Source organism: Streptomyces sp. NPDC041713, assembly GCF_055591085.1.
This window is the reverse complement of sequence record NZ_JBVIZY010000002.1, coordinates 99,183-125,055: the sequence shown is the minus strand read 5'-3', so window position 1 is coordinate 125,055 and position 25,873 is coordinate 99,183. Positions and strand designations below refer to the sequence as shown.

The 25,873-nt window shown below is 68.8% G+C and carries 22 protein-coding genes, 1 tRNA gene and 1 pseudogene; 21 read left to right on the top strand and 3 right to left on the bottom strand.

Translation table 11 applies throughout. From position 1 onward, the window contains the following. Nucleotides 1-782: 782 nt before the first annotated feature. Nucleotides 783-2,660, bottom strand: a complete 1,878-nt coding sequence (locus ACZ6CV_RS05430; RefSeq protein ID WP_469249712.1) for an ATP-binding protein — start codon at nt 2,658-2,660, stop codon at nt 783-785. Between the two features lie 301 nt (nt 2,661-2,961). On the opposite strand from ACZ6CV_RS05430, the pseudogene ACZ6CV_RS05425 reads away from it, so the two are divergent. Next, a pseudogene (locus ACZ6CV_RS05425) lies at nt 2,962-3,368 on the top strand (tyrosine-type recombinase/integrase); the annotation flags it as partial. Nucleotides 3,369-3,581: 213 nt separating this feature from the next. Here ACZ6CV_RS05425 and ACZ6CV_RS05420 read toward each other — a convergent pair. After that, a tRNA-Arg gene (locus ACZ6CV_RS05420) sits at nt 3,582-3,653 on the bottom strand. A gap of 211 nt (nt 3,654-3,864) precedes the next feature. Between ACZ6CV_RS05420 and ACZ6CV_RS05415 the strand changes: the two genes are divergently transcribed. The 14 genes from ACZ6CV_RS05415 to ACZ6CV_RS05350 all read left to right on the top strand — a co-directional run bounded on the left by ACZ6CV_RS05415 (nt 3,865) and on the right by ACZ6CV_RS05350 (nt 20,011). After that, complete coding sequence (locus ACZ6CV_RS05415) at nt 3,865-4,404, top strand: response regulator (RefSeq protein WP_469249711.1); 540 nt, start codon at nt 3,865-3,867, stop codon at nt 4,402-4,404. A gap of 175 nt (nt 4,405-4,579) precedes the next feature. Further along, nucleotides 4,580-5,650: an ArgS-related anticodon-binding protein NrtL gene (nrtL, locus tag ACZ6CV_RS05410; RefSeq protein ID WP_469249710.1), complete on the top strand. Its 1,071-nt coding sequence runs from the start codon at nt 4,580-4,582 to the stop codon at nt 5,648-5,650. Nucleotides 5,651-5,865: 215 nt separating this feature from the next. Then, a complete protein-coding gene (gene lysA / locus ACZ6CV_RS05405) occupies nt 5,866-7,257 on the top strand; it encodes a diaminopimelate decarboxylase (RefSeq protein WP_469249709.1) in 1,392 nt (463 codons plus the stop codon). A gap of 106 nt (nt 7,258-7,363) precedes the next feature. Beyond that, nucleotides 7,364-8,656, top strand: a complete 1,293-nt coding sequence (locus tag ACZ6CV_RS05400; RefSeq protein ID WP_362364835.1) for a homoserine dehydrogenase — start codon at nt 7,364-7,366, stop codon at nt 8,654-8,656. A gap of 6 nt (nt 8,657-8,662) precedes the next feature. Then, on the top strand, nt 8,663-9,721 hold the full coding sequence (thrC, locus tag ACZ6CV_RS05395; RefSeq protein ID WP_469249708.1) for a threonine synthase: 1,059 nt from the start codon (nt 8,663-8,665) through the stop codon (nt 9,719-9,721). A 273-nt stretch (nt 9,722-9,994) separates the two neighbouring features. Then, nucleotides 9,995-10,912: a homoserine kinase gene (gene thrB, locus ACZ6CV_RS05390; protein WP_469249707.1), complete on the top strand. Its 918-nt coding sequence runs from the start codon at nt 9,995-9,997 to the stop codon at nt 10,910-10,912. Between the two features lie 394 nt (nt 10,913-11,306). Continuing rightward, a complete protein-coding gene (rho, locus tag ACZ6CV_RS05385) occupies nt 11,307-13,400 on the top strand; it encodes a transcription termination factor Rho (RefSeq protein ID WP_469249706.1) in 2,094 nt (697 codons plus the stop codon). A 319-nt stretch (nt 13,401-13,719) separates the two neighbouring features. Beyond that, nucleotides 13,720-14,850: an LCP family protein gene (locus tag ACZ6CV_RS05380; RefSeq protein ID WP_469249705.1), complete on the top strand. Its 1,131-nt coding sequence runs from the start codon at nt 13,720-13,722 to the stop codon at nt 14,848-14,850. Between the two features lie 172 nt (nt 14,851-15,022). After that, the gene (gene rpmE, locus ACZ6CV_RS05375) at nt 15,023-15,244 is read left to right on the top strand and encodes a 50S ribosomal protein L31 (RefSeq protein WP_355802802.1); all 222 of its coding nucleotides are present in this window, start codon (nt 15,023-15,025) and stop codon (nt 15,242-15,244) included. A 116-nt stretch (nt 15,245-15,360) separates the two neighbouring features. Then, nucleotides 15,361-16,437 carry a peptide chain release factor 1 gene (gene prfA, locus ACZ6CV_RS05370; protein WP_355802801.1) on the top strand — a complete coding sequence of 359 codons (1,077 nt, stop codon included), beginning with the start codon at nt 15,361-15,363 and terminating at the stop codon, nt 16,435-16,437. Between the two features lie 48 nt (nt 16,438-16,485). Further along, complete coding sequence (prmC, locus tag ACZ6CV_RS05365) at nt 16,486-17,331, top strand: peptide chain release factor N(5)-glutamine methyltransferase (protein WP_469249704.1); 846 nt, start codon at nt 16,486-16,488, stop codon at nt 17,329-17,331. A 49-nt stretch (nt 17,332-17,380) separates the two neighbouring features. Further along, entirely contained in the window at nt 17,381-18,028 is a 648-nt protein-coding gene (locus ACZ6CV_RS05360; protein WP_355802798.1) for an L-threonylcarbamoyladenylate synthase, read from the top strand. Next, nucleotides 18,025-18,678: an arsenate reductase/protein-tyrosine-phosphatase family protein gene (locus ACZ6CV_RS05355; protein ID WP_355802796.1), complete on the top strand. Its 654-nt coding sequence runs from the start codon at nt 18,025-18,027 to the stop codon at nt 18,676-18,678. The genes ACZ6CV_RS05360 and ACZ6CV_RS05355 overlap by 4 nt, the downstream gene beginning before the upstream one ends. 76 nt (nt 18,679-18,754) lie before the next feature. Next, nucleotides 18,755-20,011 (top strand): serine hydroxymethyltransferase, encoded by a 1,257-nt coding sequence (locus tag ACZ6CV_RS05350; protein WP_469249703.1) that lies wholly within the window; start codon nt 18,755-18,757, stop codon nt 20,009-20,011. Between the two features lie 87 nt (nt 20,012-20,098). Here the strand turns inward: ACZ6CV_RS05350 and ACZ6CV_RS05345 are convergent, their stop codons facing one another. After that, nucleotides 20,099-20,494, bottom strand: coding sequence for a hypothetical protein (locus ACZ6CV_RS05345; RefSeq protein ID WP_469249702.1), 396 nt, complete (start codon nt 20,492-20,494; stop codon nt 20,099-20,101). A gap of 498 nt (nt 20,495-20,992) precedes the next feature. On the opposite strand from ACZ6CV_RS05345, the gene ACZ6CV_RS05340 reads away from it, so the two are divergent. The 6 genes from ACZ6CV_RS05340 (at nt 20,993) to ACZ6CV_RS05315 (ending at nt 25,840) form a co-directional block, all read left to right on the top strand. Then, on the top strand, nt 20,993-22,318 hold the full coding sequence (locus tag ACZ6CV_RS05340; protein ID WP_469249701.1) for an MraY family glycosyltransferase: 1,326 nt from the start codon (nt 20,993-20,995) through the stop codon (nt 22,316-22,318). Between the two features lie 290 nt (nt 22,319-22,608). After that, on the top strand, nt 22,609-23,058 hold the full coding sequence (locus tag ACZ6CV_RS05335; RefSeq protein WP_469249700.1) for a hypothetical protein: 450 nt from the start codon (nt 22,609-22,611) through the stop codon (nt 23,056-23,058). A 276-nt stretch (nt 23,059-23,334) separates the two neighbouring features. Further along, nucleotides 23,335-24,105, top strand: a complete 771-nt coding sequence (gene atpB, locus ACZ6CV_RS05330; protein WP_469250278.1) for a F0F1 ATP synthase subunit A — start codon at nt 23,335-23,337, stop codon at nt 24,103-24,105. A 72-nt stretch (nt 24,106-24,177) separates the two neighbouring features. Then, on the top strand, nt 24,178-24,423 hold the full coding sequence (gene atpE / locus ACZ6CV_RS05325; RefSeq protein ID WP_016643250.1) for an ATP synthase F0 subunit C: 246 nt from the start codon (nt 24,178-24,180) through the stop codon (nt 24,421-24,423). A 41-nt stretch (nt 24,424-24,464) separates the two neighbouring features. Further along, a complete protein-coding gene (locus tag ACZ6CV_RS05320) occupies nt 24,465-25,019 on the top strand; it encodes a F0F1 ATP synthase subunit B (protein WP_469249699.1) in 555 nt (184 codons plus the stop codon). Beyond that, complete coding sequence (locus ACZ6CV_RS05315; RefSeq protein WP_469249698.1) at nt 25,016-25,840, top strand: F0F1 ATP synthase subunit delta; 825 nt, start codon at nt 25,016-25,018, stop codon at nt 25,838-25,840. Before ACZ6CV_RS05320 ends, ACZ6CV_RS05315 begins: the two co-directional genes overlap by 4 nt. The last annotated feature ends 33 nt before the right edge of the window (nt 25,841-25,873 follow it).

Here is a 25,873-nt window from a genome sequence, read left to right as displayed (position 1 = left end):
CTACGAGCGTCAATTCACTCCCACGAGACCTTGTCGTCCTCGTCGGTCAGGTCGATGAGAGCGATGTCGTACACGTAGTTGGTGAACGTCGTGTGCTCACTGCCGCCCCACTGCACCAGCCGCTCTGCCCGCTCGATGACGCCCAGCCCACAGGACTAGACGTGTCCCTTGACCTTTCCGTTGCGCGAGACCGCGCGGAACAGCAGCAACGGGACAGCGCTGGCTCGTTCCTCAGGAGTGTGTCCGTGGTGTCCCGTGAAGGCGTCGAGCAGAGCCGCGTTCCCGTTGGTCTTTCCGGGGTCGACGGTAGGTACGTGCTCCGGGTGGGGACAGGCGGCCGGTGATTCTCATCCGGTCGAGCCCCTGGAAGGCTGGCACCGAGCAGACGCCTTGGCACGAAGTGTTCGACATGGACAACGGGCACGTCCGCTACTTCGGCGACCGCAAGGCCGCCACCACCCAGCTTCCAGCAACGCCCGCGGGAGATCAGGCGAGTGAGTCACATGGTGGAAGTTGGGGTACCCACCCAGCACCGTCGGGCCGGGATCCTTCCCCGTGGCGTAGCGGTACACCTGACCAACACGCAACTGACCACCCACGATTGCCCCCATGACAGCACTTCCCGACGATCTCCAGGTAACCGTACTAGTCATCGCCGACACACGGGGGCCGCCCTGTTTGGATCATAAGCAGGCGCCAGCGCACATCGCCTTCCCATGTGCGGTTGGGAAGGCGGCGGCATCGAGGGAGAATCTGCGGCTTGGCTAACGCATTCGAGGCATCTAGCTATCGGCCGTGATCGCTCGCAATAGGTGGCTGAGTGAGATCACGAAAACGGTGTGGTCGCCCCCAGTCTCCAATCTGGCCAGATGGGTTACCCCGTGGTATCGCCGATCAACGGCGTCTTCGCACTCCGTGAACGCTATTGCGTTGCCGCCAGCCGTTCGATCCTTTCCGATCTCCCAGCAGACCAGGAACTTCATGTCGCTCCACTTCTTCACTTCGGAGACGACATCAGCAAGGAGAGAGTCTGCTGTCAGCTTGAACTCGGCAACCCCTTCTGCTTCACGAATGTCAACGTCGTCCACTCCGGGAAGTCTCTCTTTCAGGGCGTCCGAAGCTACTGAAGGGACGTACTGAAAGAACGAGTCGTAGAAGTCGAAGCCGCTGAAGTAGACGGGCTGCAGATGGCGCAGTACGCCAAGTCCAACCAGCTCGCCATACAGGGCAATTACGTCCTGCTCTGCTTGGGGCTCGGTCTGAAGAGTGATCTCACCGATCTCTGGAAGCAGTCGAGGCGACATGCGGTTCTGGCGCCTGACATGTGCCTTGACCGCGGGGTCCATGTAGCCAGGCTGGGTAGGTGCCGTTCGTGGCGGGCTCACGCGCAGAAACGGCCGGCTCTGTTCTGCGAGCCTGTTGGCAACTAGCTCCTCGGTGATACGCAGAAAATCGTGAACGTTGGGCGGGAAATCTTTTCGCCCCAAGTCCGGCTCAATCCCATGCAGGCTGTAGATCAGCCAAGTCCTGTCGACGTTAAAGCCGCGATGCGTCAGCGTGATCTCTCTGTTCCAGGAAGAGATCATGCCGTCAGTTGCGACCCTCAGGCTGGGGAAGTGGAGGCTCTTCCGATTGCGCGGGATCTTCCAGTTGTCGCCTAGTTGATCCCGGTATGAAGCGCTATACGAGAACAGGGAATAGACGTGGACGTCGTGGGTGTCGATGAACGCTTCTACCTCTTCGGGTTCGACAAGTTGCTCACCTGTCTTTGCCCCGATGAGATCCTTTAGCTCTTTGGGGTCAAGGATCCAGTAACACGCATGAAAAGCTTTCTTCTCTTTCGCGGACGGCTCGGAGTTCTTGTTGTTCTTGAGCCAATTCCCCAGATTGAGAACCTTGATTCCCGCAGCGAGATCCTCATGCGGATAGCGGTAAGAAGGGGGGACTGTCACGGTCTCCGTCTTCGCCTGCCGCTTGTACTCCAGGGTGACTTTGAGCGGCCGCTTCTTCGTGACTTCGGGAGGCTCTACGAGCCCTGCCGCGGTCTGGTTCCGGATCGCCGTCGTCGCGTACTCTAGGGTCGGGAACGCGTGTCGAAGACTACGGGGCTCCGTTTGAGGGCTCAGGCGGATGGTTACAATCGTCCCTGGTCCGTCAAGTCTTCCGGTGCCTTGAATTTCGTCGAGCCGTCCGACAGGAGGCTGCTCATTGTCGGGATCTTCAACCCATGCGCGCCCATGTTCAAGGCGCACGATGTAGTGTTCGTCATCGGTCTTCGTCTCAAGTTCGAAGAAGTTGAAGCCGTATGCGAGGAATGTGAGCCCCACGCCCTTATGGCCTCTCACGAGCCCGGCCAGGAAATCAGCACGCTTGCTGCCGACGTCAGGAGCGAGCCATTTTGCGATATCTTCGCTGGGGATTCCCCGGCCGTTGTCGCGAACAGAGATTGTGTTCTCATCAGTGTCGAGGGTGATCCGCACCTCTCCGTCGCCCGGTAGCCCAAGGGCTGAAAGGACTTCGTCGACCGCATTCTGGATCGGCTCGGCAATTACGTCGGCAGCGTTGTGGTAGCTCTTGATGACGTTAATTACACGCTGCTTCACCCAGGCCTGAGTGTCGTTTTGTGTGAGCATCGCAAGCGGATGGATATCGCGTGGCATCTCTGCTCCTGATGCAGTGCGGGGCAATGGTGATCAGCATGGCACAGCCTGCTTGGGCTCGGGAGGAAGTTGGCCATGGCAGAGCGCCTTTTGAATGACTGCCTCGGGCGAGCGTGCGGACCCTCGATCCGTGGCCTGTGGGCGAGTTGGGGACCGCTCCCGCAACCGCTCCTGGCTCCCATCCCGTCTGCCGTCGACCCATACACCGTGGACGCCCTGGGCCGTGACTGCTCGGCTTTGCCTGGGTCGCTGGCAGGCGGGATGGGAGCTCCCCGCCCACGCCACCAATCGGCCAGCACTGCTGAAGAACCGACCGACTGAGGATGTCCGCCGGGTGCCCATCCCGCCGCACCTAGTTGCGGTGCTCCGCGAGCATCTGGCTACCTTCGGAACGACGGACGACGGACGGCTGTTCTTCAGCGAGGAGGGCGAGGTCGTCCCCTCCTCGACCTACTACCGCGTCTGGCAGGAGGCTCGGCCCCTCGCGCTTCCGCCGTCCGTCGCCGCCTCGCCGCTTGCGAGTCGGCCGTACGACCTTCGGCACTCGGCGCTGTCGACGTGGCTCAACGCCGGTGTCGACCCGACTGAGGTGGCCGAATGCGCCGCAACAGTGTCGAGGTCCTGCTAACCCGCTACGCGAAGTGCCTCGACGGGCGGCAGGACGTCGCCAACCGGCGAATCGAGGATCTGCTCCGCGAGTACGACTGACACCACCTGACCGCGCCCGAGGTCCCTGGCATCCTGTCCAGGGGCCTCCGCATTTTCGGTGGCTCACCTGGGGCAGCGCTTCAAGATCCCGTCCACGCCTCGTCCACAGACCCCGACATACGCCCGCTCCGAGCAACATATGGCTGCACATACGCGAAGACCCCGGCCTCAGCGTTTCCGCTGGTGACGGGGTCTTGGGCACCTTCTGCAAGGTGCCCCCGGCAGGATTCGAACCTGCGCACACGGCTCCGGAGGCCGTTGCTCTATCCCCTGAGCTACGGGGGCGTGTCGACTCGCTTGTGCGGCGACGGGTAGAACCCTACCAGCTCTCCGGGGCTCATCATGAACAGGTATTTCTCCGGTTCCGGGGGACCCGGGGGCGCCCCGTGCGGAGGGGGGTCTTCCGGATGTTTCGGTGCCTGGCGGGTCGGCCTCGCACGGGGCGGAAGTGGGGAAAACCGGGACGCGGCGGTGGGCGCGGACCTAGTCTCGAGTTGTGCCAGGCGTGCCCGGCCGCGTGCTTGTTGTGGACGACAACAAGGTCATCCGGCAGCTGATCAGGGTCAACCTCGAGCTGGAGGGCTTCGAGGTCGTGACCGCGGCCGATGGTGTCGAGTGCCTGGATGTCGTGGATGAAGTTCAGCCCGATGTCGTCACCCTCGACGTCGTGATGCCCCGGCTCGACGGACTGCGCACCGCGGCGCGGCTGCGTTCCGATCCGCGGACCCGGCACCTGCCCATCGTCGTCATCAGCGCCTGCACGCAGTACGAGGTCGAGAGCGGCCTCGAAGTCGGCGTCGACGCGTTCCTCGCCAAGCCCTTCGAACCGAACGAACTCGTCGGCGTTGTCCGGCAGTTGTTGGGTTCGGGTGGGGCTGACGCCGCCAACCACGGGGGTCAGGAACAACAGGAACAGCAGGAGCATCAGGGGCATCAGGGGCATCAGGGGCATCAGGGGCACCACCCGCACGCGCGTGACCGCCGCGGCGGTGGCTGCGCCGGCGAGACCGAGCGCGCCGCTCAGCCCGGGGGCTGACGCAGCCCACCGGGACGGCCCACCGGGGACAGCCCACCGACGGGACGGCCCACCGGGGCGAGGGGGCGTCAGAGCCCGCCCGGCCCCCGGGACCCGTACCCGCCCCCGTCCACATCCCGGACCATCCCCCAAACCGACTCGCCTTCCCACCCCCCTCCTCCCATACGCTGGTGCCGTGACCCCCGTCGAGCTCTCCCGCACCGTGCTGCACGCCCTGCGTGCCGCCGTCGATGCCGGGGAGCTTCGTGACGTGGCCGTGCCCGACGGGCGCGCCGTGCGGGTCGAGCGGCCGCGGCCCGGTGGGTGCGGGGACTACGCCACCAACCTCGCCCTGCAGATCGCCCGCGCCGCCGAGCGTTCGCCGCGGCAGGTGGCCGAGGTGCTCTCGCCCCGGCTCGCCGCCGAGCCCGGCATCGCCGGGGTCGACATCACCGGGCCCGGGTTCCTCAACATCACCCTCGCGGGCTCACGCGCCGCCGCGGCCGCGGAGCTCGTACGCCGCGTACGCGAGGACGGGCACTGTTACGGGCACGTCCACCCCGACACCGGGGAGCTCGCCCAGCTCCACGTGGACCGCGAGCTCCGCGCCGTCGTCCTCGCCGACAGCGCCCGCCGCATCCTGCGCACCCAGGGCGCCCTCGTCCGCGTCACCTGTGACGCGGAGCCACCCGCCGCCTGGGGCGACCAGCTCGGGGCGCGCGTGGACGCGTACGGACGGCCCCCCGAGCCCATGCCCACCCTGCGCCCCGTCCCCGCCCCGGAGGCCGCCACCCTGCGCCTCGGCCGGGACGCCGCCCGGTGGGCCCTGCTCCACCCCGCCCCCCACGACCACCCCCGCGTCACCCCCGAGCAGGGCGGCGACGGGCACCTCGTGCAGCGGGAGAGCAACCCCCTCTTCCGTGTCCGGTACGCCCACGCCCGCGCCCGTGCCCTCGGTCGCAACGCCGCCGGCCTCGGCTTCGGCGCCGTACCCGGCGAGGTCGACGCGCCGGAGCTGCTCGACGCCGTCGAGGCCCACCCGGCCGTCCTCGCCGCCGCGGCCCGCCACCGCGCCCCGGACCGCCTCGCCCGCCACCTCGTCCGCACCGCCGACGCCCTGCTCGACCTCCAGGGCTCCGTCCTGCCCCGCGGCGACGAGAAACCCTCGGCCGCCCACCGCGCCCGGCTCGCGCTCGCCGAAGCCGCCGGGACGGTGCTCGCCGGTGGCCTGTCCCTGCTCGGCATCAGCGCACCCGAATACCTGTGACGCATACCTGTGACGAATACCTGTGAATGACCACCTGTCTGTGCATACCGGGACATCCGTGAGCGAGACGCAGCGCACGCCGCACGGCGCGCCACGCGCGCCCATGGGGGAGCATGTGACGCGTGCGGTCCGCGCGCTCCACGTGACGGATGCCTCAGACAGCGCCCAGGTACCCGCACACGCACACGTGAGCACGTGAGAGAGACGACACCGCCATGAGCCGTTCCGCCCACCCCGCAGGCCCCCGCCACGCCGACGTACTGCCCGAGGGGCACTACTCCGCGCCGCCCGCCGACCTCAACGCCCTGGACCCCAAGGTCTGGTCCCGCACCGTCACCCGTACCCCCGAAGGGGTCGTCGCCATGGGCGGCATCGAAGTGACCCGGCTCGCCGAGGAGTTCGGCACCCCGGCGTACTTCGTCGACGAGGCCGACTTCCGCGCCCGCTGCCGGGCCTGGCGCGACGCGTTCGGCAGCGAGGCCGACGTCTTCTACGCCGGCAAGGCGTTCCTGTCCCGGGCCGTCGTGCGGTGGCTGCACGAGGAGGGGCTGAACCTCGACGTGTGCAGCGGCGGGGAGCTCGCCACCGCGCTCGACGCCGGGATGCCCGCCGAGCGCATCGCCTTCCACGGCAACAACAAGACGGTGGAGGAGATCGAGCGCGCCGTCACCGTCGGCGTCGGGCGCATCGTCCTCGACTCCTTCCAGGAGATCGTGCGCGTCGCGCACATCGCCGAGCGGCACGGCAAGCGCCAGCGGGTGCAGATCCGGGTGACCGTCGGCGTCGAGGCGCACACCCACGAGTTCATCGCCACCGCGCACGAGGACCAGAAGTTCGGCATCGCCCTCGCCGGGGGCCAGGCCGCCGAGGCCGTGCGGCGGGCGCTCAAGCTGGACGGGCTCGAACTGATCGGGATCCACTCGCACATCGGGTCGCAGATCTTCGACATGGCCGGGTTCGAGGTCTCCGCGCGGCGCGTCGTGCAGCTGCTCGCCGAGGTGCGCGACGAGCACGGCGTCGAGCTGCCCGAGATCGACCTCGGCGGCGGCCTCGGCATCGCCTACACCTCCGACGACGACCCGCGCGAGCCGCACGAGATCGCCAAGTCGCTCGGCGAGATCGTCACGCGCGAGTGCGAGGCCGCGAACCTCCGCACCCCGCGCATCTCCGTGGAGCCCGGCCGCGCCATCGTCGGGCCGACCGCCTTCACGCTCTACGAGGTCGGCACCATCAAGCCGCTCGAAGGGCTGCGCACGTACGTCTCCGTGGACGGCGGCATGTCGGACAACATCCGCACCGCGCTGTACGACGCCGAGTACACCGTCGCCCTCGTCTCGCGCTCCTCCGACGCGGAGCCCGTCCTGGTGCGCGTCGTGGGCAAGCACTGCGAGAGTGGGGACATCGTCGTACGGGACGCTTTCCTTCCGGCCGACGTCGCGCCCGGTGACCTGATCGCCGTGCCCGCGACCGGCGCGTACTGCCGCTCGATGGCGAGCAACTACAACCACGCGCTCCGCCCGCCCGTCGTCGCCGTCGACGGCGGGGCGGCGCGGGTGATCGTCCGGCGCGAGACGGAGGAGGACCTCCTGCGTCTCGACGTCGGATAATCAATCGCATAATGAAATAGTCGTCTCACGTTCCGGACTGTGGACGGAAAGTCCGTTCCGGTGCGTGAGACTGGTCCCACCGTAGATGTATGAGAAGTGAGGTCGGATGATGCGTACGCGTCCGCTGAAGGTGGCGCTGCTGGGCTGTGGGGTTGTCGGCTCAGAGGTGGCGCGCATCATGACGACGCACGCCGACGACCTCACGGCCAGGATCGGCGCCCCGGTGGAGCTCGCCGGGGTCGCCGTCCGCCGCCCCTCCAAGGTGCGCGAGGGAATCGACCCCTCCCTCATCACCACCGACGCGACCGCACTGGTCAAACGCGGGGACATCGACGTCATCGTCGAGGTGATCGGCGGCATCGAGCCGGCCAGGACCCTCATCACCACGGCCTTCGAGCACGGCGCGTCCGTCGTCTCCGCGAACAAGGCGCTCATCGCGCAGGACGGCGCCGCGCTGCACGAGGCGGCCGCCGAGCACGGCCGCGACCTCTACTACGAGGCCGCCGTCGCCGGCGCCATCCCGCTGATCCGGCCGCTGCGCGAGTCCCTCGCCGGCGACAAGGTCAACCGCGTCCTCGGCATCGTGAACGGGACGACGAACTTCATCCTCGATGCCATGGACACCACCGGTGCCGGCTATCAGGAGGCCCTCGACGAGGCCACCGCGCTCGGATACGCGGAAGCCGATCCGACCGCCGACGTCGAGGGCTTCGACGCGGCCGCCAAGGCCGCCATCCTCGCCGGCATCGCCTTCCACACGCGCGTGCGCCTGGACGACGTGTACCGCGAGGGGATGACCGAGGTCACGGCCGCCGACTTCGCGTCCGCGAAGCGCATGGGCTGCACCATCAAGCTCCTCGCCATCTGCGAGCGCGCCGCCGACGGCGGCTCCGTCACCGCGCGCGTGCACCCCGCGATGATCCCGCTCAGCCATCCGCTGGCATCCGTGCGCGAGGCCTACAACGCCGTCTTCGTCGAGGCCGAGGCCGCCGGACAGCTGATGTTCTACGGGCCCGGCGCCGGCGGCGCGCCCACCGCGTCCGCTGTCCTCGGCGACCTCGTCGCCGTCTGCCGCAACAAGCTCGCCGAGGCCACTGGGCCCGGCGACTCCGCGTACACCCAGCTGCCCGTGAGCTCCATGGGCGAGGTCGTCACGCGGTACCACATCAGCCTCGACGTGGCCGACAAGCCGGGCGTGCTCGCCCAGGTCGCGACGGTCTTCGCCGAGCACGGCGTGTCGATCGACACGGTCCGCCAGACGGGCAAGGACGGCGAGGCCTCCCTCGTCGTCGTCACCCACCGCGCGCCCGACGCCGCCCTCACCGGCACCGTCGACGCGTTGCGCACCATGGACACCGTGCGCGGTGTCGCCAGCATCATGCGGGTTGAAGGGGAGTAAGCAGCAATGACCCACCAGTGGCGCGGAATCATCGAGGAGTACCGGGACCGTCTTCCGGTCTCCGACACCACGCCGGTCGTGACGCTCCGCGAGGGCGGTACGCCGCTCGTGCCCGCACAGGTGCTCTCCGAGCGCACCGGCTGCGAGGTCCACCTCAAGGTCGAGGGAGCCAACCCCACGGGGTCCTTCAAGGACCGCGGCATGACCATGGCGATCACCAAGGCCAAGGAGGAGGGCGCGAAGGCCGTCATCTGCGCCTCCACCGGCAACACGTCGGCCTCCGCCGCCGCCTACGCCGTACGGGCGGGGATGGTCTGCGCGGTCCTCGTGCCGCAGGGCAAGATCGCGCTCGGCAAGATGGGCCAGGCGCTCGTCTACGGCTCGAAGATCCTCCAGGTCGACGGCAACTTCGACGACTGCCTGAACCTCGCGAGGGCCCTGTCGGAGAACTACCCGGTGGCGCTGGTCAATTCGGTCAACCCGTTCCGCATCGAGGGCCAGAAGACCGCCTCGTTCGAGATCGTCGACGCCCTCGGTGACGCGCCGGACCTGCACGTCCTTCCGGTCGGCAACGCCGGCAACATCACCGCCTACTGGAAGGGCTACAAGGAGTACGCGGCCGACGCGGTGTCGACCCGTACCCCCCGGATGTGGGGCTTCCAGGCCTCCGGTTCGGCGCCCATCGTGCGCGGCGAAGTGGTCAAGGACCCCTCGACCATCGCCACCGCGATTCGCATCGGCAACCCCGCGTCCTGGCAGCACGCGCTCGCCGCGCGCGACGAGTCCGGCGGCCTCATCGACGAGGTGACGGACCGTGAGATCCTGCGCGCCTACAAGCTGTTGGCGTCCCAGGAGGGTGTCTTCGTCGAGCCGGCCTCGGCCGCGTCCGTCGCCGGTCTGCTGAAGGCCGTCGAGCAGGGCAAGGTCGACAAGGGCCAGAAGATCGTCTGCACGGTCACCGGCAACGGCCTGAAGGACCCCGACTGGGCCGTCGCCGGCGCCCCGCAGCCGGTCACCGTCCCGGTCGACTCGGCCGCCGCCGCCGAGCGCCTCGGCCTGGCGTAACAGCCGCAGGCGTCGCGGGCCACGGCCCGCACCCGCGGACAGAACCCGCAACTCCGTACAGGGGGTGGCACAGGGGGCTTACGACACGCATCGTGCGCCTCCTGTGCGCCCTATGTCGCCACAGAACCTTCCTTCGATAGGCTGTACCGAACCCACCCCGCGCATATGCCGGGTGCCGCCGTCGTCCGCGGCCTTCGGGTGTTCCGTACATGTGGCACGTACTGAAAAATACGGAGCCTCAAAAACACGCAGCTCAAGGAGAGTCATCGAGCGATGGCCGGTCCCGCGTTCCGCGCCGCCGCCGTCCGGGTGCGCACCCCCGCCACCAGCGCCAACCTCGGTCCGGGCTTCGACAGCCTGGGCCTGTCGCTGGGTCTCTACGACGACGTGGTCGTCCGGGTGGCCGACTCCGGCCTGAACATCGACATCGCCGGGGAGGGCAGCGACAACCTCCCGCGCGACGAGTCGCATCTGCTCGTACGATCCCTGCGCACCGCCTTCGACCTGCTCGGCGGACAGCCGCGCGGCCTGGAGATCGTCTGCGCCAATCGCATCCCGCACGGCCGCGGGCTCGGCTCGTCGTCCGCCGCCATCTGCGCCGGCATCGTCGCCGCGCGCGCCGTGACGATAGGCGGCGAGGCCCGTCTCGACGACGCGGCGCTGCTCGAACTCGCCACCGAGATCGAGGGCCACCCCGACAACGTGGCCGCCTGTCTGCTCGGCGGCTTCACGCTCTCCTGGATGGACGGCGGAACCGCCCGGGCGATCCGGATGGACCCGGCCGCTTCCATCGTTCCGGTGGTCTTCGTACCGGGAAAGCCGGTGCTCACCGAGACGGCCCGCGGGCTGCTACCGCGCACCGTGCCGCACGTCGACGCCGCCGCCAACGCGGGCCGTGCGGCCCTGCTCGTGGAGGCCCTGACCCGCCGCCCCGAGCTGTTGCTCCCCGCCACCGAGGACCGGCTGCACCAGGAGTACCGCGCCCCGGCCATGCCGGAGAGCGTCGCCCTGGTGGACCGGCTGCGCGCCGACGGGGTGCCCGCGGTGATCTCCGGCGCGGGCCCCACGGTCCTCGCGCTGGCCGAAGACAGTGCGGCCGACAAGGTCGCACGCCTGGCGGGAGAGGGCTGGGCGGCCAATCGCCTGGCGCTCGACGCCAAGGGAACGAGCGTGCTTCCGCTCGCGCCCTGAACGCAGTGAAGACAGGGATTTCGGGGTGTCCCGATCCCGAGAGGGGGAATGTTTGTTGGATCCGGTAGTGTTAATCTCAAGTCTGCACCCGACCTCACCATGGCGAGGTGCTTTGTGTCCCCGTCCGGGACAACCATTCTTCCGGGAGCCTCCAAACTGCTTCGTGCCCTGCACTGAGCGGTCCTGAGCACGCTCCGGAACCGGCGTGACCGAGCCGGGTGACACCGCACTTCAGTGGCACCGCACCGGGAATCGCCATCACCAATGAATTCTTCCGCCGCGTTGGCGGACCACCGCCCCGGCACGGTCCACGGAAAAGCCAGGACCGCCGCCGGACAGCACAACCGGTCGCCGAGCCAGACAGGCCGACGTCCGCTCCAGGGAAGGACCCTTCGTGAGCGACACCACCGATCTGATGGGCGTGACTGCCGACACGCCCGCCACGGACGCCTCCGCGGCGCCTGCCACCGGTGCTTCGGCCGGCTCCCGGCGGCGCCGCGGCACCGGCCTCGAGGGCATGGTGCTGGCGGAACTGCAGCAGGTCGCATCGGGCCTTGGCATCAAGGGCACCGGGCGCATGCGCAAGAGCCAGCTGATCGAGGTCATCAAGGAGGCGCAGGCAGGGGGCGGAGCCCCGGCGAAGAGCGCCCCGGCCTCCGGCGACACCGCCGAGAGCAAGCCCAAGCGCCGCGCCACCTCCAAGGCCCGTACGGGCGAGGACGCCGCGGAGCCCGCCGGCAAGGCGAGCGCTGCGGACAAGGCCGAGGGCAAGGCCGACAAGGCCGCCCAGCAGCAGATCGACATCCCCGGCCAGCCCGCGGGCGCGCGCGGGAGCGACGAGCGCGGGGACGGCGACCAGCCGGCCGGCGAGCGCCGCAGGCGCCGCGCCACCGCCGACGCGGGCAGCCCGGAGACGGCCGCCACCGCGGAGGCGAAGTCCGAGCCGAAGGCCGACGCCAAGGGCGACGCGGCCGAGTCCAAGGGCGACAAGGGCGGCGACGGCTCCGGCGACAACAACGCCGACGGCCGCCGTGAGCGCCGTGACCGGCAGGGCCGCGGCCGTGACCGCGACCGCCGCGGCAACAAGGGCGACGACCAGCAGGGCGGCGGACGCCAGGACCAGCAGGGCGGCGGGCGCCAGGACCGGCAGGACCGCCAGGACCGTCAGCAGCAGGGTGGCGGCGGCCGTCAGGACCGCCAGGACCGCCAGCGCGACAACGGTCCGCAGGATGACGACGACTTCGAGGGCGGCCGCCGCGGCCGTCGGGGCCGCTACCGCGACCGCCGGGGCCGTCGCGGCCGCGACGAGCAGGGCTTCGGCAACGAGCCGCAGGTCTCCGAGGACGACGTCCTGATCCCCGTCGCGGGCATCCTGGACATCCTCGACAACTACGCGTTCATCCGTACGTCGGGCTACCTCCCCGGCCCCAACGACGTGTACGTCTCGCTCGCCCAGGTCCGCAAGAACGGCCTGCGCAAGGGTGACCACGTCACCGGTGCGGTGCGCCAGCCCAAGGACGGCGAGCGCCGCGAGAAGTTCAACGCGCTGGTCCGCCTTGACTCGCAGAACGGCATGGCGCCCGAATCCGGGCGCGGGCGGCCGGAGTTCAGCAAGCTGACGCCCCTTTACCCGCAGGACCGGCTCCGCCTGGAGACCGACCCGGGCGTGCTCACCACCCGCATCATCGACCTCGTCGCGCCCATCGGTAAGGGTCAGCGCGGTCTGATCGTGGCCCCGCCGAAGACCGGCAAGACCATGATCATGCAGGCGATCGCCAACGCGATCACGGTGAACAACCCCGAGTGCCACCTGATGGTCGTCCTGGTCGACGAGCGTCCGGAAGAGGTCACCGACATGCAGCGGTCGGTGAAGGGCGAGGTCATCTCCTCGACCTTCGACCGTCCCGCCGAGGACCACACCACGGTCGCCGAGCTCGCCATCGAGCGTGCCAAGCGGCTGGTCGAGCTGGGCCACGACGTCGTCGTGCTGCTCGACTCGATCACGCGCCTCGGCCGTGCGTACAACCTCGCCGCCCCGGCCTCCGGCCGCATCCTGTCCGGTGGTGTCGACTCCACGGCGCTGTACCCGCCGAAGCGCTTCTTCGGTGCCGCGCGCAACATCGAGGACGGCGGCTCGCTGACCATCCTCGCGACCGCGCTGGTGGACACCGGTTCGCGCATGGACGAGGTCATCTTCGAGGAGTTCAAGGGCACCGGCAACGCCGAGCTCAAGCTCGACCGCAAGCTCGCCGACAAGCGCATCTTCCCGGCGGTGGACGTGGACGCGTCCGGCACCCGCAAGGAAGAGATCCTGCTCGGCAGCGACGAGCTCGCCGTCACCTGGAAGCTGCGCCGCGTGCTGCACGCGCTCGACCAGCAGCAGGCGATCGAGCTGCTGCTCGACAAGATGAAGCAGACGAAGTCGAACGGCGAGTTCCTGCTGCAGATCCAGAAGACGACCCCGACGCCGGGCAACGGCAACGACTAGTCGTCCGCATCGATCGCACCGGGCCGCCCCGTCACAGCCGTGACGGGGCGGCCCTTTTGGTGCGTGGGGGCCGGGAGAGACGTTGGCCACACGCATAAGAGATTCTCACGGTCACGGCCCGTAGCCCGGTGGCAGAAAAAGCCGCAGGTGAGGCCTGAAATCGAGGGGCAGGGGAACACGGGCAGTCACCGGTGGTGCCCGGGGCGCGCACAGTCCGCTGTGCAACCCTTCAAGCGGTTTCGCCGTCTGACAAGTGACGAGACACCGCTACCTGGCCCTGAAAGCAGGGGGTAACCGACCGACGAGGACTGAGGAGCGCATGACCGACGAGAGCACGCCCGCGGGTACGGACGACGCGAAGCCCAGGCGCTCCCGCGGCGGCGGTGGCGGCCGGCGCCGCAAGCCCCGTCGGCGCAACAAGGTCCTCGTCGCCACGGCCTGGACCGCGGCCTCGGTGGTCGTCCTCGGGGGAGTGGGCGCGGGGTTCCTGTACTTCAAGCTCAACGGCAACATCAACGGCGTCGACATCAACTCCGCGCTCGGCACCGACCGCCCCGCGGACGTCGACAACGGCTCGCAGGACATCCTCGTCCTCGGCTCCGACTCGCGCTCCGGCGACAACGCCAAGTACGGCAAGGACGAGGGCGCGGCACGCTCGGACACGGCGATGATCGTGCACGTCTACAAGGGCCACAAGAAGGCCAGCATCGTCTCCATACCCCGCGACACCCTCATATCCCGGCCCTCGTGCAAGACCGACGAGGACAGGACCGACCCGGGCGGTCAGCGGCAGATGTTCAACACGGCGTACGAGGTCGGCGGGCCCGCCTGCGCCGTCAAGACCGTCGAGAAGATGTCCGGCATCAGGATGGACCACTACCTCGAGGTCGACTTCACGGGCTTCAAGAAGCTCATCGACACCCTGGGCGGCGTCGACATCACCACGAAGAAGGCCATCCACGACAAGGACAGCCACCTCGACCTGGACGCCGGCAAGCACTCGCTCACCGGCGAGCAGGCCCTCGGCCTGGTCCGCACCCGGCACGGCGTCGGCGACGGCAGCGACCTCGGCCGCATCCAGCTCCAGCAGGCGTTCATCAAGGCCCTCCTCGACCAGGTCAAGGACGTCGGCGTCTTCAGCAGCCCGAAGAAGATGTACGACCTCGCGAACGACGCGACCAGCGCCATCACCACCGACTCCGACCTCAACGACGTCAAGTCCCTCGCGAGCTTCGCGAACGGCCTCAAGGGCATCGGCGCCGGCGACATGAAGATGGTCACGCTGCCCATCCAGTACGACCCGAACGACCCCAACCGCGTGCTGCCCCTGGAGAAGGCCGACCAGGAGGTCTGGGACGCCCTCAGGGCCGACAGGCCCATCCCCAAGTCCGCCACCGACCAGTCCGCGGGCGACAAGGGCGACGCGGGCGACGTGGTCGCCGGCGGCTGAGCGGCGGCGCGGGGCCCGGTGCGCGGCCCGTGCGGGCTCCCGGGGAATAGATCGGCACCTACCCCGGTTTTGGGAGATACGGCCGGTCCTGGCAGACTGGTACGTCGGCCCCGGTTCACGTACGAGCAATCCGCACGTACGACCCGGCGCCCTCCCGAAACTAGGAGACACCTTGAAGCGCGACATCCACCCCGAGTACTTCGAGACCCAGGTCAGCTGCACCTGCGGCGCGGAGTTCACCACCCGCAGCACGATCCCGAGCGGCACCGTCCGTGCCGAGGTCTGCTCCGAGTGCCACCCGTTCTACACGGGCAAGCAGAAGATCCTCGACACCGGTGGCCGCGTGGCCCGCTTCGAGGCCCGCTTCGGCAAGGCTGCGGCTGCCAAGAAGTAGCGAGCCACTGCGCCGGTCATCGGCCGCCCTCGGGAGGGGGTGGCCGGGACCGGCGCTTTTGCCGTCCCGCAGCCGATTCGCGTAGAACCACCGCGCAGAAAACCAGGAGCCCCCGAATGTTCGAGGCGGTCGAGGAACTGATCGGCGAACACGCCGATCTCGAGAAGAAGCTCGCCGACCCGTCGGTCCACGCCGACCAGGCCAACGCGCGCAAGCTCAACAAGCGCTACGCCGAGCTGACCCCGATCGTCGCGACGTACCGCTCCTGGAAGCAGACCGGGGACGACATCGAGACGGCGCGCGAGTTCGCCGCCGACGACCCCGACTTCGCCGCCGAGGTCAAGGACCTGGAACGGCAGCGCGAGGAGATCACCGAGAAGCTGCGGCTGCTGCTCGTGCCCCGGGACCCGTCCGACGACAAGGACGTCATCCTGGAGATCAAGGCGGGCGCGGGCGGCGACGAGTCGGCCCTCTTCGCCGGCGACCTGCTGCGCATGTACCTGCGGTACGCGGAGCGCATCGGCTGGAAGACCGAGATCATCGACTCCACCGAGTCCGAGCTCGGCGGCTACAAGGACGTCCAGGTCGCCGTGAAGACCAAGGGCGGCAACGGCGCGACCGAACCCGGCCAGGGCGTCTGGGCGCGACTGAAGTACGAGGGCGGCGTGCACCGCGTGCAGCGCGTGCCCTCCACCGAGTCCCAGGGGCGCATCCACACCTCCGCCGCCGGTGTCCTGGTGACGCCCGAGGCCGAGGAGATCGACGTCGAGATCCACGCCAACGACCTGCGCATCGACGTCTACCGCTCCTCGGGACCCGGCGGCCAGTCCGTCAACACCACCGACTCCGCCGTGCGCATCACCCACGTGCCGACCGGCGTCGTCGCCTCCTGCCAGAACGAGAAGAGCCAGCTGCAGAACAAGGAGCAGGCCATGCGCATCCTGCGTTCCAGGCTGCTCGCCGCCGCGCAGGAGGAGGCGGAGAGCAAGGCCGCCGACGCCCGCCGCAGCCAGGTCCGCACCGTCGACCGCTCCGAGAAGATCCGCACGTACAACTTCCCGGAAAACCGGATCTCGGACCACCGCGTCGGCTTCAAGGCGTACAACTTGGACCAGGTGCTCGACGGTGAACTCGACCCGGTGATCCAGGCCTGCGTCGACGCCGACTCCGCCGCCAAGCTCGCCGCCGCGTAAGGCACCCCCGCCGTACGCCCCCTTCACGACCGCCCCCGGAGGACCAGCGTGAACCTGCTGCTCGCGGAAGTGGCCCAGGCCACCCAGCGGCTGGCCGACGCCGGCGTGCCCTCGCCGCGCAACGACGCGGAGGAGCTCGCCGCCTTCGTGCACGGCGTGAAGCGGGGCGAGCTGCACTCCGTCAAGGATTCCGACTTCGACGCCCGCTACTGGGAGACGATCGCGCGCCGCGAGGCCCGCGAGCCGCTGCAGCACATCACCGGGCGGGCCTTCTTCCGCTATCTGGAGCTGCAGATCGGACCCGGCGTCTTCGTGCCGCGCCCGGAGACCGAGTCCGTCGTCGGGTGGGCCATAGACGCCGTCCGCGCGATGGACGTCGTCGAACCGCTCATCGTCGACCTGTGCACCGGATCCGGCGCCATCGCCCTCGCCATGGCACAGGAGGTGCCGCGCTCGCGGGTGCACGCCGTGGAGCTGTCCGAGGACGCCCTCACGTGGACGCGGAAGAACGTCGAGGGGTCCAGGGTCAAGCTCCGCCAGGGAGACGCCAGGGAGGCCTTCCCGGAGCTCGATGGCCAGGTCGACCTCGTCATCTCCAACCCTCCGTACATCCCGCTCACCGAGTGGGAGTACGTCGCCCCCGAGGCCCGCGACTACGACCCGCAGCTGGCGCTCTTCTCCGGCGAGGACGGCCTGGAGCTGATCCGCGGCATCGAGCGCACCGCCCACCGGCTGCTGCGCCCCGGCGGGGTCGTCGTCATCGAGCACGCCGACACCCAGGGCGGCCAGGTCCCGTGGATCTTCACGGAGGAGCGGGGCTGGGCCGACGCGGCCGACCACCCCGACCTGAACAACCGCCCGCGCTTCGCGACCGCCCGCAAGGCGATGCCGTGAGCACCAACACGTCACGTCAGCAGTACGTTTCAGTGAGGAGTCCGGACTAATGGCACGGCGATACGACACCAACGACGCGACCGACCGTACGACCGGTCTGCGCGAGGCCGCGTCCGCCGTCCGCCGTGGCGAGCTGGTCGTGCTGCCCACGGACACCGTCTACGGCATCGGCGCCGACGCCTTCACCCCGGAGGCCTGCGCCGACCTGCTGGACGCCAAGGGCCGCGGCCGCAACATGCCCACCCCCGTCCTGATCGGCTCGCCCAACACGCTGCACGGCCTGGTCACCGACTTCTCCGAGATGGCCTGGGAGCTCGTCGACGCCTTCTGGCCCGGCGCCCTGACCCTCGTCGCCAAGCAGCAGCCCTCCCTGCAGTGGGACCTCGGCGACACCCGCGGCACCGTCGCCATCCGGATGCCGCTGCACCCCGTCGCCATCGAGCTGCTCACCGAGGTCGGCCCGATGGCCGTCTCCTCGGCCAACCTCACGGGACACCCCGCCCCCGAGGACTGCGACGCCGCGCAGGAGATGCTCGGCGACTCCGTCTCCGTCTACCTGGACGGCGGCCGCACCCCCGGCATCGTCCCGTCGTCGATCGTCGACGTCACGGGCAAGGTGCCGGTGCTGCTCCGCGCGGGCGCGCTCGACGCGGACGAGCTGCGCAAGGTGGTACCCGACCTCGAGGTGGCGAATTGACAGCCCCTGAGACGGGGCGTGGCATAGCGGGCTTCCCGGGATCCGCGGGCTCCTTCCGCATCCTCCACGTCAGCACCGGCAACGTCTGCCGCTCGCCGATCACCGAGCGGCTGACCCGGCACGCCCTGGCCGACCGCCTCGGCGACCCGCTCACCGGCGGCCTGATCGTGGAGAGCGCGGGCACCTGGGGCCACGAGGGCGCCCCGATGGAGACCAACGCCGAGCAGGTCCTCGCCGACTTCGGCGCGGACCCCACCGGCTTCATGGGCCGCGAGCTCCTCGACGACCACGTCATCCGCGCCGACCTGGTCCTCACCGCGACCCGCGACCACCGCGCGCAGGTCATCTCCATGGGGCACTCGGCCGGCCTGCGCACGTTCACGCTCAAGGAGTTCACCCGCCTCGTACGGGCCATAGACCCGACGACCCTGCCGGAGCCGGACGGCAACGGCGTGGTGGAGCGCGCCCGCGCCCTGGTGCGGGCCGCCGCGGCGCTGCGCGGCTGGCTGCTCGCGCCGAGCGTGGAGGCCGACGAGGTGTACGACCCGTACGGCGCCCCGTTGCCGTTCTTCCGGTCGGTGGGCGACGAGATCAACCAGGCCCTCGACCCGGTGGTGACGGCGCTGACCGGGGTGGGCGCACACAGGTAGCCGCGGCCCCGCGCGCACCCGCCCGCGCAGGCCTACATTGGATCTGAGGTCACCCCTGCGAGGCCCGGAGCCCACGATGACGGTCAGCACCGCACCCACCGCCCCCGCGGCGTACACGGACCTCGACGCGCTGCGCCGGCAGGACCCCGAGCTCGCCGAGATCATCGCCGGCGAGGTCGCCCGGCAGTCCGACGCGCTGCAGCTGATCGCCGCCGAGAACTTCACCTCGACCGCGGTCCTCACCGCGCTCGGCTCCCCCCTCGCCAACAAGTACGCCGAGGGCTACCCGGGCGCCCGGCACCACGGCGGCTGCGAGCTGGTCGACGCCGCCGAGCGGATCGCCGTCGACCGCGCCAAGGCGCTGTTCGGCGCCGAGCACGCCAACGTGCAGGCGCACTCCGGGTCCTCCGCGGTGCTCGCCGCGTACGCCGCGCTGCTGCGACCCGGCGACACCGTCCTGGCGATGGGCCTGCCGTACGGCGGCCACCTCACGCACGGCTCGCCCGCGAACTTCTCCGGCCGGTGGTTCGACTTCGTCGGCTACGGCGTGGACCCCGAGAGCGGCCTCATCGACTACGACCAGGTGCACGCCCTGGCCCGCGCCCACCGCCCCAAGGCCCTGGTGTGCGGCTCGATCTCCTACCCGCGGCACATCGACTACGCGGCCTTCCGGGAGATCGCCGACGACGTGGGCGCGTACCTCATCGCCGACGCCGCGCACCCCATGGGCCTCGTCGCCGGGGGAGCGGCGCCCAGCCCCGTGCCGCACGCCGACGTCGTCTGCGCCACCACGCACAAGGTGCTGCGCGGTCCGCGCGGCGGTCTGCTGCTGTGCGGCGCGGACCTCGCGGAGCGGATCGACCGCGCGGTCTTCCCGTTCACCCAGGGCGGCGCGCAGATGCACACGATCGCGGCTAAGGCCGTGGCGTTCGGCGAGGCGGCGACACCGGCCTTCACGGCGTACGCCCATCAGGTGGTCGCGAACGCGCGGATCCTGGCCGGGGAACTGGCCGCGGGCGGCTTCACGATCACCACCGGCGGCACGGACACACATCTGATCCTGGCCGACCCCACGCCCCTCGGCGTGGACGCACACACGGCCCGCGGCCGCCTCGCGGCGTCCGGCATCGTCCTGGACACCTGCGCCCTGCCGCACGGCGAGCCGAGGGAACGGGGCCTGCGCCTGGGCACGGCGGCGGTCACGACCCAGGGCATGACGGCCACGGAGCTGACCCGGGCGGCGGCCCTGCTGGTCGCGGCGGTGCGCGAGAACGCGAACGTACGAGAAGAGGTACGCGAACTGGTGGGAAGATTTCCGCCGTACCCGCAGTGAGGCCTTCCGGTAATTGTCGTGCCCGCAAAAAAAGACGGGTCGGCCTGTAATTCACCCAGGCCGACCCGCCCTATATCGCGTCGGACCTCAGCAGCCCTTCACCTTGCGCGGGGTGTCCGGGCCGAAGTGGCCCGTTTCGTGGTACCACTTGACCGTCTTGTGCGGCTTGACCTTCTTGCAGGAGAGGTCGGCCGCGAATTTGATGTCGACCTTCCGCTTCACCGTGCGGCTGCCGCAGTTCTTGTAGTAGATGTTCCAGCGCTTGTTGCCCCACGGCCCCGGGCCGTCGTGCAGCCGCTTGATGGTGCCGCCACACCTCAGCCGCTGGGCATCAGCCCCGTCGGCGGAAGTATCGGAGTCCTGCACCGTGACGGACCCGGCGCGGCTAGGGGCATCCGCGTCATCAGCTGTCGCCGGGGCCGCGAGTCCCACGGTTCCCGCAATCATCGCTGCTGCTGCAGCGATGCCAATGGCCTTACGCATTTTTCTCCTTGGTCAGAGGAAAAGAGAAGGCGTCGAGCAATTAGTTCCACATTGCCCTTGCCCCCGTTTGTGTTTTCTTTCTATCGCGCTCAAGAGGAGACACTCAACGAATTAAAGCTGCTTGAAACGCGAACCTTTTGCGCAATGTCTTGAATGATCCTTGCGGGAATTCCCGCTTGACGTTTGAAGGCGTCGGGAGCGATCAAGAAGAGGCAGGTCGAGTCCTTGTGAAGTGGGACAGTCCGCTTGCGGCGCCGGTGGCGCCGCGAGAACCTTGGCGACATCTCACCGGTCGTCGGGCGTGGCGCCCGCCGGACTTCGGCTGGTGGCATCTCGAGCGCACGCCGGTGACGGCGTCGGGCTGCGGCGACCAAGGGCGTTAGACCCCTCGTCTTCTGGTGAAGGCGAGGCATGGCGAGAATGTGAGGCGACACGATCGCAAGGCTCACGCCACTAGGCTGTGAGCCGAGATGGCCAGCGAGACCTGTGGGGAAGCCCGTGCGTGAATACCTCCTGACGCTCTGCATCACGGCCGCGGTGACCTACCTGCTGACCGGCCCGGTGCGGAAGTTCGCGATCGTGGCCGGCGCCATGCCGGAGATCCGCGCTCGTGACGTGCACCGGGAGCCCACGCCCCGGCTCGGGGGCATCGCGATGTTCTTCGGGCTCTGCGCGGGCCTGCTGGTCGCGGACCACCTGCCGAACCTGAACACCGTCTTCGAGAACTCCAACGAGCCGCGCGCGCTGCTCTCCGGAGCCGCGCTGATCTGGCTGATCGGTGTCCTCGACGACAAGTTCGAGATCGACGCCCTGATCAAGCTCGGCGGCCAGATGATCGCCGCGGGCGTCATGGTCATGCAGGGCCTGACGATCCTGTGGATCCCGGTCCCCGGCGTCGGCACGGTCTCGCTGACCTCGGGCCAGGGCACGCTCCTGACGGTGGCGCTCGTCGTCATCACCATCAACGCCGTCAACTTCGTCGACGGCCTCGACGGCCTCGCGGCGGGCATGGTCTGCATCGCCTCCGCCGCGTCCTTCATGTACGCCTACCGGATCTGGTACGGCTACGGCATCGAGGCCGCGGCGCCCGCCACGCTCTTCGCCGCCATCCTCATGGGCATGTGCCTGGGCTTCCTGCCGCACAACATGCACCCCGCCCGGATCTTCATGGGCGACTCCGGCTCGATGCTCATCGGTCTCGTCCTCGCGGCCGGCGCCATCTCCGTCACCGGCCAGGTCGACCCGGACACGATGAGGCTGAACTTCGGCGGCGGCCGCGACGCCACGCACGCGATGCTGCCGGTCTTCATCCCGCTCCTGATGCCGCTCACGATCATCGCGATCCCCTTCGCCGACCTGGTCCTCGCGATCGTCCGGCGCACCTGGAACGGCAAGTCGCCGTTCGCCGCCGACCGCGGCCACCTCCACCACCGGCTCCTGCAGATCGGCCACTCGCACAGCCGCGCGGTGCTGATCATGTACTTCTGGTCGGCGCTCATCGCCTTCGGCACCGTCGCGTACTCGGTGCACTCGACGAGCGTGTGGATCCTGCTCCTCATCGTCGCGTTCAGCGGGCTCGGTCTCGTGCTGCTCCTGCTGCCGCGCTTCACCCCGCGCACCCCGCGCTGGGCCGAGAACTTCGTGCCGCCGCGGTACCGGCGTCGCCGGGCGGCGGCACAGGACGTGGACGGGGCGGCGCACGAGGCCGACGCGACGGATGAGACGGTGGGGGAAGGACGCGACGCGAGTGACCCGGATCAGAAGACTCCGGTCTCCGCGGGCGTCAACGGAGCGACTGCGGTCGGCGAACGTTCCCACCTCTAGAACCGGTGGGACGTCCGAACGTCACGTTGACGCCCCGTTCGAAATCGCCTCAATACCAGACAACTTGCCGCTTCAGATGCACAGACGCGCGGATTACCTCTCATGTGTGACAGTGAGCACACCCAGCAGGTAAAGACCTCATCAAATAGTTTGTGATACGGTTCACGAGATCCCGGGATAGAGCCGAAGGACCGTAGTGCGACGGTCGATTGGCCCGAGGGACCCTCTCGACCCGGGTCTACGCTCGTCCATGACGACACCCTGCCCCCATCAGTAAGCGGAGCGCCGCCATGCCGTCTCAAGACACCCGAACTCTCCTCCAGTCCGCCGTGCCCACGGCTGCCGTCGGCGCGATCGTCGCCGTGGTCAGTGGTGTGGTCGCTGGGGGCAAGGGGGTCATCGGGGCTGTTGTCGGCACGCTGGTCGTGATCACGTTCATGGGGCTCGGGATGTTCGTCCTGCAGCGGACGGCAAAATCGCTTCCGCAGCTTTTTCAGGCGATGGGCATGATGCTCTACGTCGCCCAACTGTTGCTGCTGCTCCTCTTCATGGGCTTGTTCAAGGACACCACCCTCTTCAATCCGAGGGCTTTCGCTGCGGCACTCGTGGCAGCGACCGTCGTGTGGATGGCCGCTCAAGCCCGGGCGCACATGAAAGCCAAGATCCTTTACGTGGAACCCGACTCCGGCAGTGAGTCCGTCAATAAGGACAAGCCGGAGAAGTCGGGGTCTTCGACGTGAGGGGTAGGGGCGGGATAAATGCCCGTTCGAGATGCTGCTATCGTCCGGTGCCAACTGCGGCACTGCGGGCGCGGGCATCTGAGCTGACGCCTGCACGATCGCGAGGCTCGATGCCTGAATGCCGCTCACACTTCCGAAACACCAGTCCGGTGCCGACCCGCGGCTGCGCGCCGCGCCGACACGACAACGAGGTTGCCGTACCTATGCGTCACGCCGAAGGAGCCCGCGGTGAGTGCTGACCAAACTGAGCTCGCCTTTGACTGGAGCTGTCGGATCATGTCCGACAACGGCTGTGGCTTCCCGGCTCCGGGCCTGCACTCGTTCCTCTTCAAGCCGTTCGCCACCGTCGGTGGGATCGAGCTCAACAAGGTGATGCTGCTCGCCCTGTTGACCACCCTCGTCGTAGTCACGTTCTTCTACATCGCGTTCGGCAAGGCCAAGATGGTCCCGGGCAAGGTGCAGATGATGGGCGAGGCCGGCTACGACTTCGTTCGACGCGGGATCGTCTACGAGACGATGGGCAAGAAGGACGGCGAGAAGTACGTCCCGCTCATGGTCTCCCTGTTCTTCTTCATCTGGATCATGAACATCTGGTCCGTGATTCCGCTGACCCAGTTCCCGGTCTCGTCGATCATCGCCTACCCCGCGGTGCTCGCGGCGGTCGTCTACCTGGTGTGGGTCCCGCTCACCTTCAAGAAGCACGGCTTCGTGGGTGGTTGGAAGAACATCACGGGATTCGACAACTCGCTCGGCCCGATCAAGTGGCTCGTGTCGTTCATCGAGTTCTTCTCGAACCTGCTGGTGCGTCCCTTCACGCACGCGGTGCGACTCTTCGCCAACATGTTCGCCGGTCACCTGATGCTGGTGATGTTCACCGTCGCCTCCTGGTACCTGCTGAACAGCTGGCTGATCCCGGCCGCCGGTGTCTCCTTCGTGATGACCATGGCCATGATCGTCTTTGAGCTTTTCGTGCAGGCTGTCCAGGCGTACGTCTTCGTGCTCCTCGCCTGCTCGTACATCCAGGGCGCTCTCGCCGAGAACCACTGACGCCCTCCCACCACCCCCTAAGCGCCCGGTGGCCAACCCCCACCGGTCCATGAAAGAGAAGGAAGTAACGGCATGTCCGCGACTCTCGAGCTCGCCGCCCTCCAGGGTGACATCAAGGCCCTCGGCTCCATCGGCTACGGCCTCGCGGCCATTGGCCCCGGCATCGGTGTCGGCATTGTCTTCGGTAAGGGCACCGAGGCCCTCGCCCGTCAGCCCGAAGCTGCCGGTCTGATCCGTGCCAACCAGATCCTCGGCTTCGCCTTCTGTGAGGCGCTCGCCCTCATCGGCATCGTCATGCCGTTCGTCTACGGCTCCTGATCGCCCGAGACGATTAGTCCCGTTCGACGAAAGGCAATGATGTGATCGCCAACCTGGTACAGCAGGCGGCCGAGCACGCGGAGGAGCAGAACCCGCTCATTCCGCCGGGCCCCGAGCTGCTCGTCGGCGCCATCGCCTTCGCCATCGTCTTCTTCTTCTTCTGGAAGAAGCTCCTCCCGAACATCAACAAGGTTCTGGACGAGCGCCGGGAGGCGATCGAAGGCGGTATCGAGAAGGCCGAGGCCGCGCAGACCGAGGCCCAGAGCGTTCTTGAGCAGTACAAGGCTCAGCTCGCCGAGGCCCGGCACGAGGCCGCGCGTCTGCGCCAGGAGGCGCAGGAGCAGGGCGCCCAGCTCATCGCCGAGATGCGGGCCGAGGGCCAGCGTCAGCGCGAGGAGATCGTCGCCGCCGGGCACGCCCAGATCGAGGCCGACCGCAAGGCCGCCGCGCAGGCGCTGCGTCAGGACGTCGGCCAGCTGGCCACCGACCTGGCCGGCAAGCTCGTCGGCGAGTCCCTCGAGGACCACGCCCGGCAGAGCCGCACGATCGACCGTTTCCTCGACGAGCTCGAGGAGAAGGCCGAGGCTGCTCGATGACAGCGCACGGAGCGAGCCGCGAGGCCCTGGCCGCCGCGCGCGAGCGCCTCGACGCGCTGACGGACAGCACCTCGGTCGACGCCAAGCGGCTCGCGGACGAGCTGGCGGCCGTCACGGCCCTGTTCGCCCGCGAGGTCTCGCTGCGTCGGGTCCTGACCGACCCGGCGCAGTCCGGCGAGGCCAAGGCCGAGCTCGCGGGACGCCTGCTGTCCGGGCAGGTGGGCGGCGAGGCCGCCGACCTGGTGGCCGGCATGGTGCGCTCGCGCTGGTCGCAGTCGCGTGACCTGGTGGACGCCATCGAGGAGCTCGCCAACCTCGCCGACCTGACCGGTGCGCAGAAGGCGGGCGCGCTGGACAACGTCGAGGACGAGCTGTTCCGGTTCGGCCGGATCGTCGCCTCGAGCACCGGCCTGCGGGCCGCGCTGACCGACCGCGCCGCGACCGGTTCGGCCAAGAGCGAGCTGCTGCGCAGCCTGCTCGGCGGCCGCGCCGAGGACGTCACGGAGCGGCTGATCGAGCGCCTGGTGACCGCGCCGCGTGGACGTAGCCTGGAAGAGGGACTGGAGTCCCTCTCCAAGCTGGCCGCGGACCGCCGCAACCGCATGGTCGCCGTCGTCACTTCCGCCGTTCCGCTCTCGGACCGGCAGAAGGAGCGTCTCGGCGCCGTCCTGGCCAAGGTGTACGGACGTCCGATGCACCTGAACCTCGACGTGGACCCCGAGGTCCTCGGCGGGATCACGGTCCAGGTGGGCGACGAGGTCATCAACGGCAGCGTCGCGGACCGCATCGCGGAGGCCGGTCGCCGCATGGCCGGCAGTTAAGACAACAAGCACGACCTACGGCCCTAGTTGGGC